The organism is Streptomyces griseofuscus, assembly GCF_014673495.1.
GTDB lineage: Bacteria > Actinomycetota > Actinomycetes > Streptomycetales > Streptomycetaceae > Streptomyces > Streptomyces murinus.
Genome location: NZ_CP051006.1, coordinates 7,445,544 through 7,460,517, shown reverse-complemented (window position 1 = coordinate 7,460,517; position 14,974 = coordinate 7,445,544). Strand labels below are relative to the sequence as shown.

The window sequence follows — 14,974 nt, the reverse complement described above, 5'->3', positions numbered from 1 at the left end:
CGAGCGTCGGCCCCTCGGGCCCGGGAGGGGCGGGATTCGGCCTGTCAAGCACGCGGGGGACGCGCCCACGCGTGGGTGATGTCGCAACGGGGTAGCAGCCAGTCACCGCCCGGGGCGCGTCCAGATCGTCCGCGCGCATGCGGGTTCATCCCGGGTCGGGGCCGTTAGGCTGCGACCTGCCCGCACGGACGACGGCGTCCGCCCGTCGCCGCGCGTGCCGAGCCGCCGTCGACGGAAGCGAGTCGAACCTTGAACTTCCTTACCATCGGTCACCGCGGGGTCATGGGTGTGGAGCCCGAGAACACCCTTCGCTCCTTCGTCGCCGCGCACCGGGCCGGCCTCGACCTGATCGAACTGGATCTGCACCTCAGCAAGGACGGCGCCCTGGTCGTCATGCACGACGCCGAGGTGGACCGCACGACCGACGGCTCCGGGCCGATCGCCGAGAAGACCCTCTCCGAGCTGCGCGCGCTGGACGCGGGGCGCGGGGAGCGGGTGCCGGTGTTCGAGGAGGTCCTGGACGCGGTGGACACCCCGCTCCAGGCCGAGATCAAGGACGTGGCGGCGGCCCGGGAGCTGGCGCGGGTGATGCTGGAGCGGGATCTGGTCGCGCGGGTGGAGGTGTCCTCGTTCCATGACGAGGCGGTCGCCGAGATCGCCCGGCTGGTGCCCGGGGTGCGCACCGCGCTGATCGCCGGGCGCTACGGCCCCGAGGTGGTCGAGCGCGCGGTCGCGGTGGGCGCGCCGACCCTGTGTCTGGACATCCGCCGGATCACCCTGGAGACCGTGGAGCACGCGCGCGCGGCCGGGTTGCGGATCATCGGCTGGACGGTCAACACACAGGAGCAGTTGCGGCTGGTCCGCGCGCTCGAACTCGACGGCGCGACCACGGACTTCCCGGAGATCAAGCGCACGGGACGGTTCACGGCGTAGGTCGCGCGCGCCCCGGCTCTTCGGCCGCTACGGCCGCTTCAGCCGAGCTTCTTGACCAGCAGCTCGAACTGGAGGTCGGCGCGCTGCGGGATGCCGAAGCGCTCGTCGCCGTACGGGAACGGGGACATCTGTCCCGTACGGCGGTAGCCGCGGCGCTCGTACCAGGCGATCAGGTCCTCCCGTACGGAGATCACGGTCATGTGCATCTCGCTGATGCCCCATGCCGCACGGGCCTGCCGCTCGGCCTCGGCGATGACGATCTTGCCGAGGCCCTCCCCCTGGAGGGTGGGGCTGACCGCGAACATGCCGAAGTAGGCGTGGTCGCCGCGGTGTTCGAGCTGGCAGCAGGCGACGACGAGGCCGTCGCGCTCGACGGTGAGCAGCCGGCTGTCCGCCGACTTGATCACCGCCAGGACGCCCTCGGGATCGGTGCGCTGCCCCTCCAGGATGTCCGCCTCCGTGGTCCACCCGGCCCGGCTGGCATCGCCGCGGTACGCCGACTCGATCAGCACGACCAGCGCGTCGACATCGGCGTCGGTGGCGTCGCGGAAGGTGAGGCCGGGGGTGGCGGCGCTGTGCATGGGGGCGGTTCTCCGATCTCGGGCGTGGCTGGGGCTGGGACGAGCGTAACTGTGCCACTAGGCTGCGCGGGCATGGTGCATGTGCTCAGCAGCCGGACACTTCTGCGACCCACCGACCCCGAGCGCAGCCGCGCCTTCTACGGCGAACGGCTGGGCCTCCCCGTCTACCGCGAGTTCGGTACGGGTCCCGAGCGGGGGACGGTGTACTTCCTCGGCGGCGGCTTCCTGGAGGTCTCGGGCCGCGCCTCGGAGCCACCCTCGCCGGCCGTGTCGCTGTGGATGCAGGTCGAGGACGTGACGGCGGCGTACGAGGAGCTCCGGGCGAAGGGCGTCGAGATCACCCGGCCGCCGGTGAAGGAGCCATGGGGGCTGATCGAGATGTGGCTCGCGGATCCGGACGGCACCCGGATCGTCCTGGTGGAGGTGCCGGGGGACCATCCGCTGCGGTACCGGGCCGGGATCTAGGGCCTCTCGTTTGGATCATGCCGGGCTCGCGGGCCCTGGCACCGCGCCTCGCGGCGTTGTCGTCGGTTGCCATGGCTCCGCCATGTCGCCCTCCTCCGCCTTGCGATGCACGCGCGGCCGGCCCGCACCCCCTACGGTGCGACCCCGAACTCAGCCCCCGGCCCGCAGCGCGCCCATCCGCCCCTCCAGTCGGCTGAGCAGCTCCGCCAGCAGACCGGCCAGGTCGTCGCGCCCGGCCGGTGCCAGCACCGAGAGGACCGCGGTCTCGTAGGCGAGCTGCTCGGGCAGGACCCCGTCGACCAGGTCGCGCCCGGCGTCGGTGAGACGGACATGGGCCACCCTGCGGTCCCGGGTGTCACCGCGGCGTTCGACCAGCCCCCGCTCGGTCAGCTGTTTGATCCGCTTGGTGACGGCGGCCCCGGAGGAGAACGTCTCCCTGGCCAGCTCGCCCGGCGTCAGCTCGTGCCCGGTACGGCGCAGCGCGCCGAGCAGGTCGAACTCGGGGCGGCTGAGCCCGGCCCGGCGCAGCGGCGCGTCCTCGGCCTGCTGGAGCAGTGCCGCGCACCTGTTGATGCGCCCGATGACCTCCATCGGCCCGGTGTCCAGCTCGGGATGGACGGCCCGCCACTGCCGTACGACCGCGGCGACCGTGTCGGCCGTGGACGCCTCGCGCCGCGCTGACGTGCCGCTCGCGTCCCCGGCTGCCGGTGTGCCGTTCGTCGCCGTCATGGCCGTATGTCCTCCGTCGTCGTACCCGGGTCGTGCTGACGCGGCGCGAGCCCCTGGCGTCGTACCGTCGCCGCGAGCGTACGGTGTCCGGCCTGTTCGGCGAGCACGACCCGGTCCTCGGGCAGGGCGCGCTGCCACCATTCGCCGGCCGCCGCGTCGGCGGTGGCGCGCAGGTCCACCAGAGCGGTGGCGAGCCCGCGGCGGGCGCCGTCCAGGGCGCGGGGCTCCGGGTGGGCCTCGGCGAGCAGCCGGGCGGCGTTCTCGCGGGCGCGTTCCGCCTCGGTCAGCGCGTGTTCCAGGCGGTCACCGGCGCGCCGGTTGGTGACGGCGACGGCGGCGACGAAGCCGACCAGCGCCCCGACGAGGGTGTCCACGACCCGGTCGGTCATCAGCTCGGTGGAGTCCTGGCTGCGGGCGAACTCGGTGATGAGCAGTGCCATCGGGGTGACACAGATGCTGCCGAGCCAGTAGTTGCGGCTCATCAGCGCCTCCGCGCCGAAGTTCAGGGCGACGCAGCACAGCACCAGGGCGACCGCGTTGAGGTGGGCGAGCGGGGCGAGGACGGCGAAGGCGAGGACGCCGAGGACGTTGCCGACGACGCGCTGGACGCCCCGGCGCCAGGTGAGGGTGACGTTGGCCTGGTAGAGGGAGGCCGCGGTGACCAGGGCCCAGTAGGGGCGGCCGACGCCGAGGGCCAGGGAGGCGTATCCGGCGAGGGCGCAGCCGATCGCGGTGCGGGCGGCGATGGGGGCGAACGGCGCGAGGCGGTGGCGCAGCGAGGGGCGCGGCAGGGCCAGCTCGGTGGCCAGGCCGAGGAGTTCGTCGGCGTGCTCGCCGGGGATGTCGAGGCTCAGGGTGCGGCGCAGGCCGCGCAGCTCGCGGGCCCAGGCGCGCAGCCGTGCCGGGTCGGTGTCGGCGGGGGCGGCGAGGGCGACCTCGGCCCGGACGAGGAGGCGTTCCAGGGCGCGCCGGGTGGCGTCGGGGCGGGCGCCGACGGCGAGCAGCGACTGCCAGGCGGCATGGATGGCGGCCGCGCTCGCGGCGCGGGCGGGGGCGTGTCCCTCGCCGGTGCCGCGGGTGTCGGCGTAGGCGGCGGTGGCGTTCAGGGCCGCCGCGGTGGCCCGGCGCTCGGGGCCGTGCGGGCGGACCAGTCCGGGGGCCATGCCGACCAGCCAGGACCAGGCGCCGGCCGCGAGGGCGAGCCCGAGGTGGCCCGGCACCTGGCCGAGGGTCTGGGGTGCGAACAGGGAGGCGGAGCTGATGAAGGTGAAGATCACATTGGCCGGCGGGCCGATCCGGGTGGCGTCGCAGACGCCCTTCTGCACCGCCGCGAGCACGGCGCCGACGGTCACCAGGATCACGGCGTCGGAGGTGAGCGAGGCCGTGACCAGGGCGACGGCGACTCCGGCGACCATGCCGAGCACCACCCAGGCCAGGACCCGCGCCCGTGCGGCGTAGGGCCGGTTGTGGCCGTAGAGGGCGCACAGCGATCCGGCCATCGTGTACATGGCCAGGTCGAGGCGGCCGAGCCCCAGCAGGATCAGGTTGGGCGGGGCGACCGCGACGACCACGCTCAGGGCGGGCTTGAACCAGATGTCCGAGGGGCGGCCGAGGCGGAGTATCCCGGCGAGGGGAAGACGGTGACGGGTCGCGCTGCTCATTCATCAAAGTTAGCATGTGTTTTATCTGTAAAATATACGACGTGGTGACTGCCCGGTCACACCCTCGCGCCTGGCGCGCGGCTCCCGCACCCACCCGCCGTGCCCCCACCGGCGCTCCCGTGCACCCCCCTGCGCCCGCATGCGCCCCGCCCCGACTGGGCATCGCATCCCTCGACCGACCGTCGAGCGGGGGAGGTACCCGTGCACGGACCCGTGTCGGCCGCCTGGTCGCTGGTCGCGCTGTGCGCGGCGACCGGGGCCTACTGTCTGCTGCGGATGCGCAGCGCCGTCGAGGAGCAGCGCCGGTCCGCCGGTGGTGAGGCGCTGATGGGCTTCGGAATGGCCGCGATGGCGGTGCCGGCGGCGGCGTTCACCCCGCCGGGCTGGGCCTGGCCGGTGTACGCGGCCGTCTTCGGCCTGGCCGCGCTGCGCGCCCTGTGGGCCGCGCGCCGCGACCGGCATCATCTGCACCACCTGGTGGGCGCCGGGGCGATGGTCTACATGGCGGCCGCGATGGCCGTGGCCCCGCCCGCCGGCCACGCCATGGAGGGCATGTCCATGGAGGGCATGCACGGCGGCACCGGGGTCCCCGCGGTGACCGGCGTCCTGCTGCTCTACTTCACGGGCTACGTACTGCTGTCCGGCGCCCGCCTGGTCCCGGCCGCCGTCGCCGTCGACGGCCCCCCGCCCCCCAACCGCTGGGGCGACCGCCCGGAACTGGCCCGCGCGTGCCGGCTGTCGATGGCGATCGGGATGGTGGCGATGCTTCTGACGATGTGAGGGGCGATGCCTGACGAGCGACGGGTGTTCACGTCTTCTTCACGCATGGTCTAGCGTGTCCGGCCTGTATCCGCTTCACCCGGGGGGATTCGTGCGGACCCGCATCATCAGCACCGCCCTGCTCTGTGCCACGGTCGCACTGGCCGCCTGCCAGCCGACCGACGACCGGTCCGGTGGCGGCAACTCCTCGACGGCGCCCGGTGGTTCCGCCTCCCAGGGCGGCAAGTCGGCGAGCGCGGCACCGAAGGCCGTGCGGAACTTCGTCGGGATGGGCCTCCAGTCCGCACAGGACGCCGCGCAGGCCGACGGCTTCTCCTCACTGAAGTCGCATGACGCGCTCGGCCGTGACCGCATGCAGGCCCTCGACCGGAACTGGAAGGTGTGCTCCCAGAACGTGGCCGCGGGCAGGTCGGTGCCGACGCGCACGACACTGGACTTCGGCGCGGTGAAGCTGGCGGAGTCCTGCCCCGGCACGGACCAGAAGGAGCCGACCGTCCGGGGCGGCAGGATGCCCGACTTCAAGGGCAGGTCCGTGAAGGCGGCGCGCGCGGCCCTGGACTCGGGCACGTCGCTCACCGTCAAGGACGCTTCAGCGGACGGCCGTTGGATCCTGGTGGAGAGCAACTGGAAGGTGTGCACGCAGACACCCTCCGCGGGCAGCGCGCTGCGCGGGCAGCCGGTCGCGTTCACCGCGGTCAAGTTCGGCGAGAGCTGCCCGTAACCGGAGCGACGACGCCCCGCCGCCCGCCGAAGCAGGGGGCAGGGCGTCGCCTCGGTGGCCGCCGAGGCGGCCGGCCTGCTCAGCGGGGCTCGCCGAACCAGTGGCGGAGCGCCGCTGCCGGATCGTCCGCGCCCGCCCAGCAGACATAGCCGTCCGGCCGGATGAGCATCGGTTCGACGCCGGCGCCCTTGCCCGCCCGGTCGACCCGGTCCGCCCAGGGACCGGCGGCCTCGGCGAACCGGTCGGCCGGGTCCAGCAGGACGCCGCGCCCGGAGCGCAGCAGTTCATGCACCCGGTCCGGGCCGAGGTCCAGGTCCGGTGCGGGACGGCCGACGAACGGATGGGACGTGGTGCCGGGCATCGGGTAGCGGACGGCCATCCCGGACATCAGGTCGCCCAGATAACCCTGGGCCGCCGGGAGTTGAGCCATGGCCGTGAAGATCTCCCGGGCGGCCAGCACCTCCGGATCGCGGGTGCCGGCCCAGTCCATCAGCAGGCTCTGCGCCCGGACGTTGCGCAGGACGGCGGCCCCGGCCGGATGCCGTTCCGCGTGATACGTGTCGAGCAGATACCCCGGCGCCCAGCCGTGCACGGCGGCGCCGAGCTTCCAGCCGAGGTTGAACGCGTCCTGCATCCCGGTGTTCATGCCCTGCGCGCCGAGCGGAAGGTGGACATGGGCGGCATCGCCCGCCAGGAACACCCGCCCGTGCCGGTACTGCTCGACCTGCCGTGAGGTGTTGGTGATACGGCGCGCGTAACGCAGTTCGAGCAGCTCGACCCGCGTGCCGAACACGGTGCGCAGACCGTCGCGGATCTCGTCCTCGGTGACCGGGACCTCCCTCGGCAGCGACCGGCCCGGCCCGCCGAGGACCAGTCGCCGCAACTGCCTGCCCCGCGGATCGGTGCCGAGCGGGAACAGCGCCGCCCAGTGCCCGTCCTCGCTCCAGGTGTGCGCGGTGGACGGGTCGGAGCCGCCCAGCCGCACATCGGCGGCGATGATCGTCAACGTGCCCGGCTCACCGGGGAATTCGGCCCGCAGCAGCGACCGTACGGTGCTGTGGGCGCCGTCGGCCGCGACGAGGTAGCGGGAGCGCAGGGCGGTGCCGTCGGCGAAGGCGGCGGTGACCCCGTCCTCGTCCTGGGCGAGGCCGACCAGTTCATGGCCCCTGCGGGCGTGCAGGCCGTGCGCGGCGAGATGCCGCTCGAAGAATTCCTCGATCACCACCTGCGGCACGGACCGCCAGGGCAGACAGTGCCGTTCGGTCTGGAGCGGGAGCGGGATACCGGCGAAGTGGCCGGTGGTGACGGGGTGATCGCCGGTGGCCAGCAGGGGCTCCAGTAACCCTCGCTGGTCGAGCGCCTCCAGGGTGCGGGACTGCACGCCGCCCGCCCTGGACAGGTCGCTGCGCTGCGCGAGCCTGTCGGCCAGCACGGTCGAAACCCCTGCCAGCAGCAGCTCGTTGGCCAGCGTCATGCCGGTCGGGCCGGCGCCGACGATGAGCACATCGGTGTCCACGGACACTCCTTCGTCTGTATCGAATCTGTCTGTGCCGATCGGGACAGCGGCAACGCTCCGCCGATCGGGCCGCCCGGACCAGAAACCGGCTCGATCGTGCCGAGATCCGACACCGACTAGCCTTGAACCGGTGGAATCCGACTACGACGAGCTGGACCGTCGGCTCGTGCACGCTCTCCAGATCGACGGGCGTGCCCCGTTCAGCACGATCGCCGAGGCCCTCGGCGTCTCGGACCGCACCGTCGCCCGCCGCTACGCCCGGTTGCGGTCGGCCGGGGCGATCAGGGTGCTCGGCGGGTTCGACCCCACCGCGCTGGGCGCCGTCCTGTGGTTCCTGCGGGTGCGCTGTGCGCCCACCGCGGCGCTCCCGGTCGCCGAGGCGCTGGCCGCACGCCCCGACACCTCCTGGGTGAGCCTCAACTCCGGTGGCACCGAGATCACTTGCGTGGTGCGGACCGAGAGCGAGGCGGACAGCGAGGCGCTACTGCTGGCCAAACTCCCCCGCACCCCACGTGTGGAGGGCGTGACCGCGCACTCCGTGCTGCACGCCTTCTACGGCGGCCCCGACAACCTGGTCGGAAAACTCGGGTGGTTGGACACGGCGGCGATCGAGCGACTGCGCCCGCCGCCGCTGCCGCACCGACCGGGGCCGGTACGGCTGGACGACGGTGACCGCAAGCTCCTCGCGCTGCTCGCCACCGACGGCCGGGCCGGGTTCGAGCAGCTGGCCGCGGCGACCGGCTGGTCACCGACGACGGTACGGCGCCGGATGACGGAGCTGCGCGAGCACGGCGTGCTCTATCTGGACCTCGACGTCGACTGGCGCGTGTTCGGCGGGAACGCCCGGACCCTGCTCTGGCTCTCGGTGGCCCCCGCCCACCTGGAGGAGGCCGGCCGGGCGCTGGCCGGACACCCGGAGATCGCGTTCGCCGCTGCCACGACCGGCCCGACCAATCTGTACGCGAGCGTGGTCTGCGCGAACCAACGGGAGCTGTACCGGTACCTGACCACCCGTATCGCCGCGCTCCCCGCCATCACCCATCTGGAGACGGCACCGGTGATCAGGACCGTCAAGCAGGCGGCCAACCGGATATAGCGCCGGCGGTACGACGGGACGGGCGGCCGGGACGCGTTGTCTGCGTCACTTCGGGGCGACGGACCGTACCGCCGGGCGGCCCCGCGCTCATAGGGTGCTGCCCATGATGGTCCCGGTGGCCCTTTTACTGCTCGGCGCTCTCACCGCCGTCCTCGGTCCGCGGCTGCTGGCCCGCGCCGACTGGCCGGACCGCGAACCGGTCGTCGCGCTGTGGGCATGGCAGTGCGTGGTGGCGGCCGTGCTGCTGTGCTGCGCGCTCTCGATGACGCTGAGCGCCGCCGCGGCCTGGGCGCCGGTGCGCGGGCAGGTGTTCGCGCGGGCGCCGCGCGCGGTCGTGGACGCGTACGCCCTCGGCACCGCGAGCCCCTGGGCGGCCGCCACCGCCGTACTGCTGGCCTGCGCCGGGCTGTGGAGCGCGGCCATGCTGGTGCGGGAGGTCGTACGATCCGGCGCGCGACGGCGGGCACAGCGGGCCGAACTCCGGCTGCGCGCACCGCTGTTGCCGGGTGAGGAGCCGGGAGCGGGGCGGCTGGTGGTGCTGGAGGACAGGCGCCCCGACGCCTGGTGGCTGGCCGGTGCGACGCCTCGACTGGTCGTCACCACCGCCGCGTTGAACCGCCTGAAGGAGCGTCAGCTGGACGCGCTGCTTGCCCATGAGAAGGGGCACGCGCAGGCGCGGCACGACTGGCTGCTGCACTGCTCGGCGGCGCTCGCGGACGGGTTCCCCCAGGTGCCGGTGTTCGCCGCGTTCCGGGACGAGATGCACCGGCTGGTGGAGCTGGCCGCCGACGACACGGCCTCCCGGCGCTTCGGCAGGCTGACGACTGCGCTCGCACTGGTCGAACTCAACGAGGAGCGGGGCGTGTTCGGGCCCAGCCCGACCCCCGAGGCGCATGTGCCCCAGCGGGTGGACCGGCTGCTCACCCCACCCGACCGACTCCCGGCCCTGCACCGACTGCGACTCACCGCGGTCGCCGCGCTGGTCCCGGCACTCCCGGTCCTGCTGACCCTGGTACCGGGCCTGCGGGCGCTGGGCTGAACGTGGTCCGCCGTCCTCGGCCGGGCACGGCTCAACTTTCCTGCGAGTGGGTCCGACCGCATGATTGTCGACGGGGCGGCGCCGGAGCTGGTGCCGGTGCCGGTGCCGGTGCTGCGGATGCTCGGCCGAACGCGGCCCCCGCCTCGCCGGAGCACCGCTCAACTCCGCCACGAGCGAGCCCCGATAGAGTCCGACGCCATGACTGCCGTGCTGTTCGACTTCTCCGGGACGCTGTTCCGCGTCGAGTCCACCGAGTCCTGGCTGCGTGCGGTGCTGGAGGAGACCGGACGGGACCTTCCCGAGCCCGAACTGAAGGAAGCGGCATGGGCGTTGGAGGCTGTCGGGGCACTGCCGGGCGGCGTACACCGGGATGTCCCGGCGGGTGCCGCTGCCCGATCCGGATCTGCCCGACGCGCTCTACGCACGGCACATGTCCCCCGCCGCTTGGACCCCCTACCCGGACGCCCGGCAGGTGCTGCGCGCCCTGCACGAGCGCGGGATCGGCGTGGCGGTGGTCAGCGACATCGGCTGGGACCCGTGTCCGGTCTTCCGCGCGCACGGCCTCGACCCGTTCGTGGACGCGTATGCGCTGTCGTACGAGCACGGGGCGCAGAAGCCGGACCCCGCGGCTGTTCTCGGTCGCCTGCGCGGCGCTCGGTGCCGATCCCCGGCGGACGCTGATGGTCGGCGACAGCCGGGAGGCGGACGGGGGCGCGGCGGCGCTCGGCTGCCGGGTGCACCTCGTGGACCCTCTGCCGGCCGCCGAGCGTCCGAACGCGCTGCTGCCGGTTCTCGACCTGGTCCCGGACCTCGCCTCGGACCCGGCCTGACCTTTCCTGACCGGTTTCCCGGTGTCCGACGGACGCGGACCGTCCGCCGGGGTGATCCCCCGTGTCACCCCGGCAGACGGCAGCTCCGACCGGACCCATGGGTTCCGGATGCGTTGAGTATAGTTGGCTGGCAGCCAGTCAACGCAGGAGTCCAGCATGTCCCCGCGCAGCGCCTCGGTCAATGAAGAGTTGCGAAGGCGTTCCCGGGAGCGGCTGCTCCAGGCCGCCGTGGAGCTGGTGGACGAGCGCGGCTTCGAGGCCACGACGCTCGGCGACATCGCGGACCGCGCCGGTTCCGCCCGCGGCCTGGTGTCGTACTACTTCCCGGGCAAGCGCCATCTGGTGCAGTCCGCCGTGCACCGGCTGATGCACCGCACGCTGGAGGAGGCACTGGAGCGGGAGCCGCGCAGCGAGGACGGCCGGGAGCGGCTGGCCCGTGCCGTCGACGCGATCCTGGGGCTGGCCCGCGACCGGCCGGTGCTGATGCGCCAGCACATGGCGGGGCTGCTCCAGGCCGAGGGCTTCGTGGAGTGCCCGGAGCAGCGGCGGCTGTCGGAGCTGCTCGGCGACACCGTCGCCCGGTACGGCTCCGCGGATGTGACGGCCGGCTATCCGATGCTGCGGGCCCAGCTGATGGGCGCGGTGTACGCGGCCCTGGTCCCGGGCGTGCCCATGCCCGTTCCGGCGCTGCGTGCCGAGTTGTTCCAGCGCTACGGGCTGGACTGGGAGCTGGGGGTGCCGCCGGAGCGGGACGCGGGGTGCGGGGCCGCGGAGCGCGATCTGTCCCGGTTCTTCGCGACCGGGGAGCGCACGGAGGGGTCGTAGCGGTCCCGGAATCGCGCGGAGGGGTTGTAGCGGTCCCGGGAATCGGCTCTTGTCGGCGAGCGTGCCTCAGTGTCAGCAGACGCGCCGGATGCCGCGACCGCCGTAGTCCGCCACAGCGCCCCGAGGGAGCGAGCGGACCCGGGACGGCAGTTACCGGCGAGCGTGCCTCGGTGTCAGCAGGCCCGCGTCCCTGGCCCGGGCGATCAGGCCGAGGGAGCGCCGGCGGCCGTGGCCGGTCGCCCGCATCACGGCGAGCACCGGGTCCGCGCCCGCCTCCTGTGCCGCGCGGTACTCCCGGGCGAGCAGCAGCCGGCCCTCGGCGCCGCGCGGCCAGGCCGGGCGGGCGCGGCGCCGGGCCGCGCGCGAGACGCCGGGGTCGTCGGGGTGCGCCACCGGGATCGGGGAGCGGCCCGCGGCCCGCTCCCCCGCCCAGAACGCCTCAAGGAGCGGCTCCTCGATCCAGTCCGCGAGGACGGCGAGGTCGTCCAGGGAGAGCGCGGGGTGGGCGCGGATCTCCTCGACGCAGACGCTGCCCCCGTCGCTCACGACGGCCAGCGCGTCCACCCCGGCGCCGTCGGGGAAGTCCAGCCGGACGTACAGCCAGGACAGGGTGCCGCCGTGCCCGCGCACCTCCCACGCGGGCCACACGGACAGCGCGCCGTCCTCCGCGTTCCGCTCGGAAAGATCAAGAAAGGATGCTTCGAGCACCTACGCAACGTATCCGCGCGCGCACCCTCCATACGGTGGGACACGCGCCCGCGTCACCCGGCGGGCTCTGCCCTCGGGGGCTCCGCGGTGGGACTCTGGAGTTGTCCGCGCACTCTCCTTCAGCCGTCAGGAGTACCGCCGTGCTGCGAGTCGCCGTCGTCGGATCCGGACCGAGCGGGTGTTACACCGCCCAGCAGCTCGTCCAGCAGGACCCCGAGGTGCGCGTGGACGTGCTGGACCGGCTGCCGTGCCCGTACGGCCTCGTCCGGTACGGCGTCGCCCCGGACCACGAGAAGATCAAGTCGCTCCAGGCGAGCCTGCGTACGGTGCTGGAGCACGAGCGGGTGCGCTTCCTCGGCGGGGTGCGGGTGGGCGGCCCCGGCGGGGTGCCGGTGAAGGTGCTCCGGGGGCTGTACGACGCGGTGGTGTACTGCGTGGGCGCCGCCACCGACCGCCACCTCGGCATTCCCGGCGAGGAACTGCCGGGCTGCTGGTCGGCGACCGAGTTCGTGGCCTGGTACAGCGCGCACCCGGACGCGGCCGACGCGGGTTTCCTGCGGGACGTGCGCTCGGCGGTGGTGATCGGCGCGGGGAACGTGGCGGTGGACGTCACCCGGATGCTGATGCGGGGCGCGGCCGAGCTGCGCCCGACCGACATGCCGCAGGGGGCGCTGGACACGCTGGCGGAGAGCGGGGTCGGCGAGGTGCGGATGGTGGCGCGGCGCGGTCCCGCGCAGGCCCGTTTCACCACCAAGGAGCTGCGGGAGCTCGGCACCCTGCCCGGCACCCAGGTCCTCGTGGAACCGGGTGACCTGGCGCTCGATCCGGCCGGCCCCGAGACGCTGCCCGCGGTGCAGCGGCGCAATCTGGAGGTGCTGCGCGGCTGGGCGGAGCAGCCTCCTTCGGGGATCGACCGCCATATCCGGCTGCGCTTCTTCCTGCGTCCCGTGGAGCTGCTCGCGGACGGCGGCCGGGTGGGCGCGGTCCGCTTCGAGCGCACGGCGCCGGACGGGCGGGGCGGGGTGACGGGGACGGGGCGGTACGAGGAGGTGCCCGCGCAGCTGGTGCTGCGCTCGGTGGGCTATCGGGGGGTACCGCTGGAGGGGCTGCCGTTCGACGAGGCGAGCGGCACGGTCCCGCACCTGGCGGGGCGGGTGGTGCGCGACGGCGTGGCCTCGCCCGGGGAGTACGTCGCCGGGTGGATCAAGCGTGGTCCGTCGGGTGTGATCGGCACCAACCGGCCCTGCGCCAAGGAGACGGTGGCCTCGCTCCTCGCGGACGCCTCCGAGCCGGCGCGCTCCGATGTGCCCGAGGACGCGGTCCCCGCGCTGCTGGCGGCCGGGATCGAGCCGGTGGTCTGGGACGGCTGGCTGGCGATCGAGCGGGCGGAGGCCGAGCTGGGCGCGCGTCTGGGCCGGGGTGTGGTCAAGCTCGCGGACTGGGACACCCTGCTGGCGGTGGCGCGGTCGTCGCAACCCCCTTCGCAGCCCCGGCCGTAACCCCCGGCCCGCGTACTCAGACGTCGTCGCCCAGGCGGGCGTACTGGCCGTCGGCGGCGGTGAGGAGGGCGTCGAGCAGGCCGGGGAAGAGGTCGTCCAGGTCGTCCCGGCGCAGGCCGCTCAGCTTGGCCGTGCCCCGGTAGCACTGCCGGATGACGCCGCTCTCGCGCAGCACCCGGAAGTGGTGCGTGGTGGTGGACTTGGTGACCGGCAGGTCGAAGCGCGAGCAGGACAACTCGTCGGCGGCCGTGGCGAGTTCGCGGACGATGTGCAGCCTCACCGGATCGGACAGCGCGTGCAGCACGCCCTCCAGTCGGATCTCCGTCCGGTCGGGGTGCGGCAGCACCCGCCCGGGGGCGGCGGTCTCGGTCACGGCGGCCCACCTTCGTCGCTGGAGTCATGGAACCTTTACGTTCCCGCATTGTACGAGAGGCATCGTAGTTTGACATCCCTCGTACTACGAGGTCTATCGTACAAGTAGACCTGCGGTCCGTGACGAAGGGATTCTGTCGTGAGCGTGCTGTTCGAGCCCGTCACCCTGCGCGAGGTGACCATCCCCAACCGGGTGTGGATGCCCCCGATGTGCCAGTACTCGGCCGAGCCCGCGGGGCCGCTCACCGGCGCCCCGAACGACTGGCACTTCGCGCACTACGGGGCGCGGGCCACCGGCGGCACCGGTCTGATCGTGGTCGAGGCCACCGCGGTCTCCCCGGAGGGCCGGATCTCCCCCTACGACCTCGGCCTGTGGAACGACACCCAGGTGGAGGCGTTCCGCCGGATCACCCGCTTCCTCTCCGCCCAGGGCACGGTGCCCGCTGTGCAGCTGGCACACAGCGGACGCAAGGCCTCGACCGAGCGGCCCTGGAAGGGCGGCGCGCCGATCGGTCCGGAGGGCCATGGCTGGCAGCCCCTCGCCCCGAGCCCGCTGCCCTTCGCCGAAGGCCACCCGGTACCCAGCGAGTTGACGGCGGATCAGATCAAGGAGATCGCCGGGCAGTTCAAGGAGGCCGCGCGCCGGGCGCTGGCGGCGGGCTTCGAGGTCGTGGAGATCCACGGCGCCCATGGCTATCTGGTCCATGAGTTCCTCTCCCCGCACTCCAACCACCGCACCGACGCCTACGGCGGCTCGTACGAGAACCGCGTCCGCTTCGCGCTGGAGATCGTGGACGCCGTCCGGGAGGAGTGGCCCGCGGACAAGCCGCTGTTCTTCCGGGTCTCGGCCACCGACTGGCTGGAGGAGGGCGGTTGGACCGCGGACGACACCGTCCGCCTGGCCCGCGATCTGCGCACCCATGGCGTGGACCTCCTCGACGTCTCCACCGGCGGCAACGTCTCCGGCGTGCACATCCCGGTCGGGCCCGGCTATCAGGTCCCGTTCGCCGCCCGGGTGAAGACCGAGACCGGCCTTCCGGTCGCGGCCGTCGGTCTGATCACCGAGGCCGAGCAGGCCCAGAAGATCGTGGCGAACGGCGAGGCCGACGCCGTCCTGCTCGGCCGCGAGCTGCTGCGCGACCCCTCCTGGGCCCGGCACACCGCCCGGGAGCTGGGCGGCGACGTACGGGTGCCGGAGCAGTATCTGCGTTCGGTGTGA

General features: G+C 73.5%; 15 protein-coding genes and 1 pseudogene. 10 read left to right on the top strand and 6 right to left on the bottom strand.

The window, feature by feature from the left end:
• The first annotated feature begins 249 nt into the window (after nucleotides 1-249).
• Complete coding sequence (locus HEP81_RS33820) at nucleotides 250-933, top strand: glycerophosphodiester phosphodiesterase (RefSeq protein ID WP_063755260.1); 684 nt, start codon at nucleotides 250-252, stop codon at nucleotides 931-933.
• Nucleotides 934-971: 38 nt separating this feature from the next.
• Here the strand turns inward: HEP81_RS33820 and HEP81_RS33815 are convergent, their stop codons facing one another.
• On the bottom strand, nucleotides 972-1,514 hold the full coding sequence (locus HEP81_RS33815) for a GNAT family N-acetyltransferase (protein ID WP_037659343.1): 543 nt from the start codon (nucleotides 1,512-1,514) through the stop codon (nucleotides 972-974).
• 72 nt (nucleotides 1,515-1,586) lie between these two features.
• On the opposite strand from HEP81_RS33815, the gene HEP81_RS33810 reads away from it, so the two are divergent.
• Complete coding sequence (locus HEP81_RS33810; protein WP_037659339.1) at nucleotides 1,587-1,979, top strand: VOC family protein; 393 nt, start codon at nucleotides 1,587-1,589, stop codon at nucleotides 1,977-1,979.
• A 150-nt stretch (nucleotides 1,980-2,129) separates the two neighbouring features.
• On the opposite strand, the gene HEP81_RS33805 is transcribed toward HEP81_RS33810, so the two are convergent.
• Both HEP81_RS33805 and HEP81_RS33800 read right to left on the bottom strand, forming a co-directional pair.
• A complete protein-coding gene (locus tag HEP81_RS33805; protein WP_037659336.1) occupies nucleotides 2,130-2,708 on the bottom strand; it encodes a MarR family winged helix-turn-helix transcriptional regulator in 579 nt (192 codons plus the stop codon).
• Nucleotides 2,705-4,369 carry an FUSC family protein gene (locus HEP81_RS33800; protein ID WP_037659334.1) on the bottom strand — a complete coding sequence of 555 codons (1,665 nt, stop codon included), beginning with the start codon at nucleotides 4,367-4,369 and terminating at the stop codon, nucleotides 2,705-2,707. Before HEP81_RS33800 ends, HEP81_RS33805 begins: the two co-directional genes overlap by 4 nt.
• Nucleotides 4,370-4,570: 201 nt before the next feature.
• Between HEP81_RS33800 and HEP81_RS33795 the strand changes: the two genes are divergently transcribed.
• Entirely contained in the window at nucleotides 4,571-5,149 is a 579-nt protein-coding gene (locus tag HEP81_RS33795; RefSeq protein WP_037659332.1) for a DUF5134 domain-containing protein, read from the top strand.
• Nucleotides 5,150-5,240: 91 nt separating this feature from the next.
• Nucleotides 5,241-5,870: a hypothetical protein gene (locus tag HEP81_RS33790; protein WP_051850411.1), complete on the top strand. Its 630-nt coding sequence runs from the start codon at nucleotides 5,241-5,243 to the stop codon at nucleotides 5,868-5,870.
• Nucleotides 5,871-5,949: 79 nt separating this feature from the next.
• On the opposite strand, the gene HEP81_RS33785 is transcribed toward HEP81_RS33790, so the two are convergent.
• Nucleotides 5,950-7,386 carry an FAD-dependent monooxygenase gene (locus HEP81_RS33785; RefSeq protein WP_037659330.1) on the bottom strand — a complete coding sequence of 479 codons (1,437 nt, stop codon included), beginning with the start codon at nucleotides 7,384-7,386 and terminating at the stop codon, nucleotides 5,950-5,952.
• A 130-nt stretch (nucleotides 7,387-7,516) separates the two neighbouring features.
• Here HEP81_RS33785 and HEP81_RS33780 point away from each other — a divergent pair, with 130 nt between their 5' ends.
• The 4 genes and pseudogenes from HEP81_RS33780 to HEP81_RS33765 all read left to right on the top strand — a co-directional run bounded on the left by HEP81_RS33780 (nucleotide 7,517) and on the right by HEP81_RS33765 (nucleotide 11,176).
• Nucleotides 7,517-8,482: an Lrp/AsnC family transcriptional regulator gene (locus HEP81_RS33780; protein WP_037659326.1), complete on the top strand. Its 966-nt coding sequence runs from the start codon at nucleotides 7,517-7,519 to the stop codon at nucleotides 8,480-8,482.
• Nucleotides 8,483-8,585: 103 nt separating this feature from the next.
• Nucleotides 8,586-9,521: a M56 family metallopeptidase gene (locus tag HEP81_RS33775; protein ID WP_037659455.1), complete on the top strand. Its 936-nt coding sequence runs from the start codon at nucleotides 8,586-8,588 to the stop codon at nucleotides 9,519-9,521.
• A 198-nt stretch (nucleotides 9,522-9,719) separates the two neighbouring features.
• Nucleotides 9,720-10,351, top strand: a pseudogene (locus tag HEP81_RS33770) (HAD family hydrolase).
• 156 nt (nucleotides 10,352-10,507) lie between these two features.
• Nucleotides 10,508-11,176 (top strand): TetR/AcrR family transcriptional regulator, encoded by a 669-nt coding sequence (locus HEP81_RS33765; RefSeq protein ID WP_037659324.1) that lies wholly within the window; start codon nucleotides 10,508-10,510, stop codon nucleotides 11,174-11,176.
• Between the two features lie 150 nt (nucleotides 11,177-11,326).
• Here HEP81_RS33765 and HEP81_RS33760 read toward each other — a convergent pair whose 3' ends face one another.
• The gene (locus HEP81_RS33760; RefSeq protein WP_037659453.1) at nucleotides 11,327-11,830 is read right to left on the bottom strand and encodes a DUF6214 family protein; all 504 of its coding nucleotides are present in this window, start codon (nucleotides 11,828-11,830) and stop codon (nucleotides 11,327-11,329) included.
• Nucleotides 11,831-12,024: 194 nt separating this feature from the next.
• Between HEP81_RS33760 and HEP81_RS33755 the strand changes: the two genes are divergently transcribed.
• Nucleotides 12,025-13,383 carry an FAD-dependent oxidoreductase gene (locus tag HEP81_RS33755; RefSeq protein WP_037659322.1) on the top strand — a complete coding sequence of 453 codons (1,359 nt, stop codon included), beginning with the start codon at nucleotides 12,025-12,027 and terminating at the stop codon, nucleotides 13,381-13,383.
• A 16-nt stretch (nucleotides 13,384-13,399) separates the two neighbouring features.
• Here the strand turns inward: HEP81_RS33755 and HEP81_RS33750 are convergent, their stop codons facing one another.
• Entirely contained in the window at nucleotides 13,400-13,756 is a 357-nt protein-coding gene (locus HEP81_RS33750) for an ArsR/SmtB family transcription factor (protein ID WP_037659318.1), read from the bottom strand.
• Nucleotides 13,757-13,894: 138 nt separating this feature from the next.
• Between HEP81_RS33750 and HEP81_RS33745 the strand changes: the two genes are divergently transcribed.
• A complete protein-coding gene (locus HEP81_RS33745) occupies nucleotides 13,895-14,974 on the top strand; it encodes an NADH:flavin oxidoreductase/NADH oxidase (protein ID WP_037659317.1) in 1,080 nt (359 codons plus the stop codon).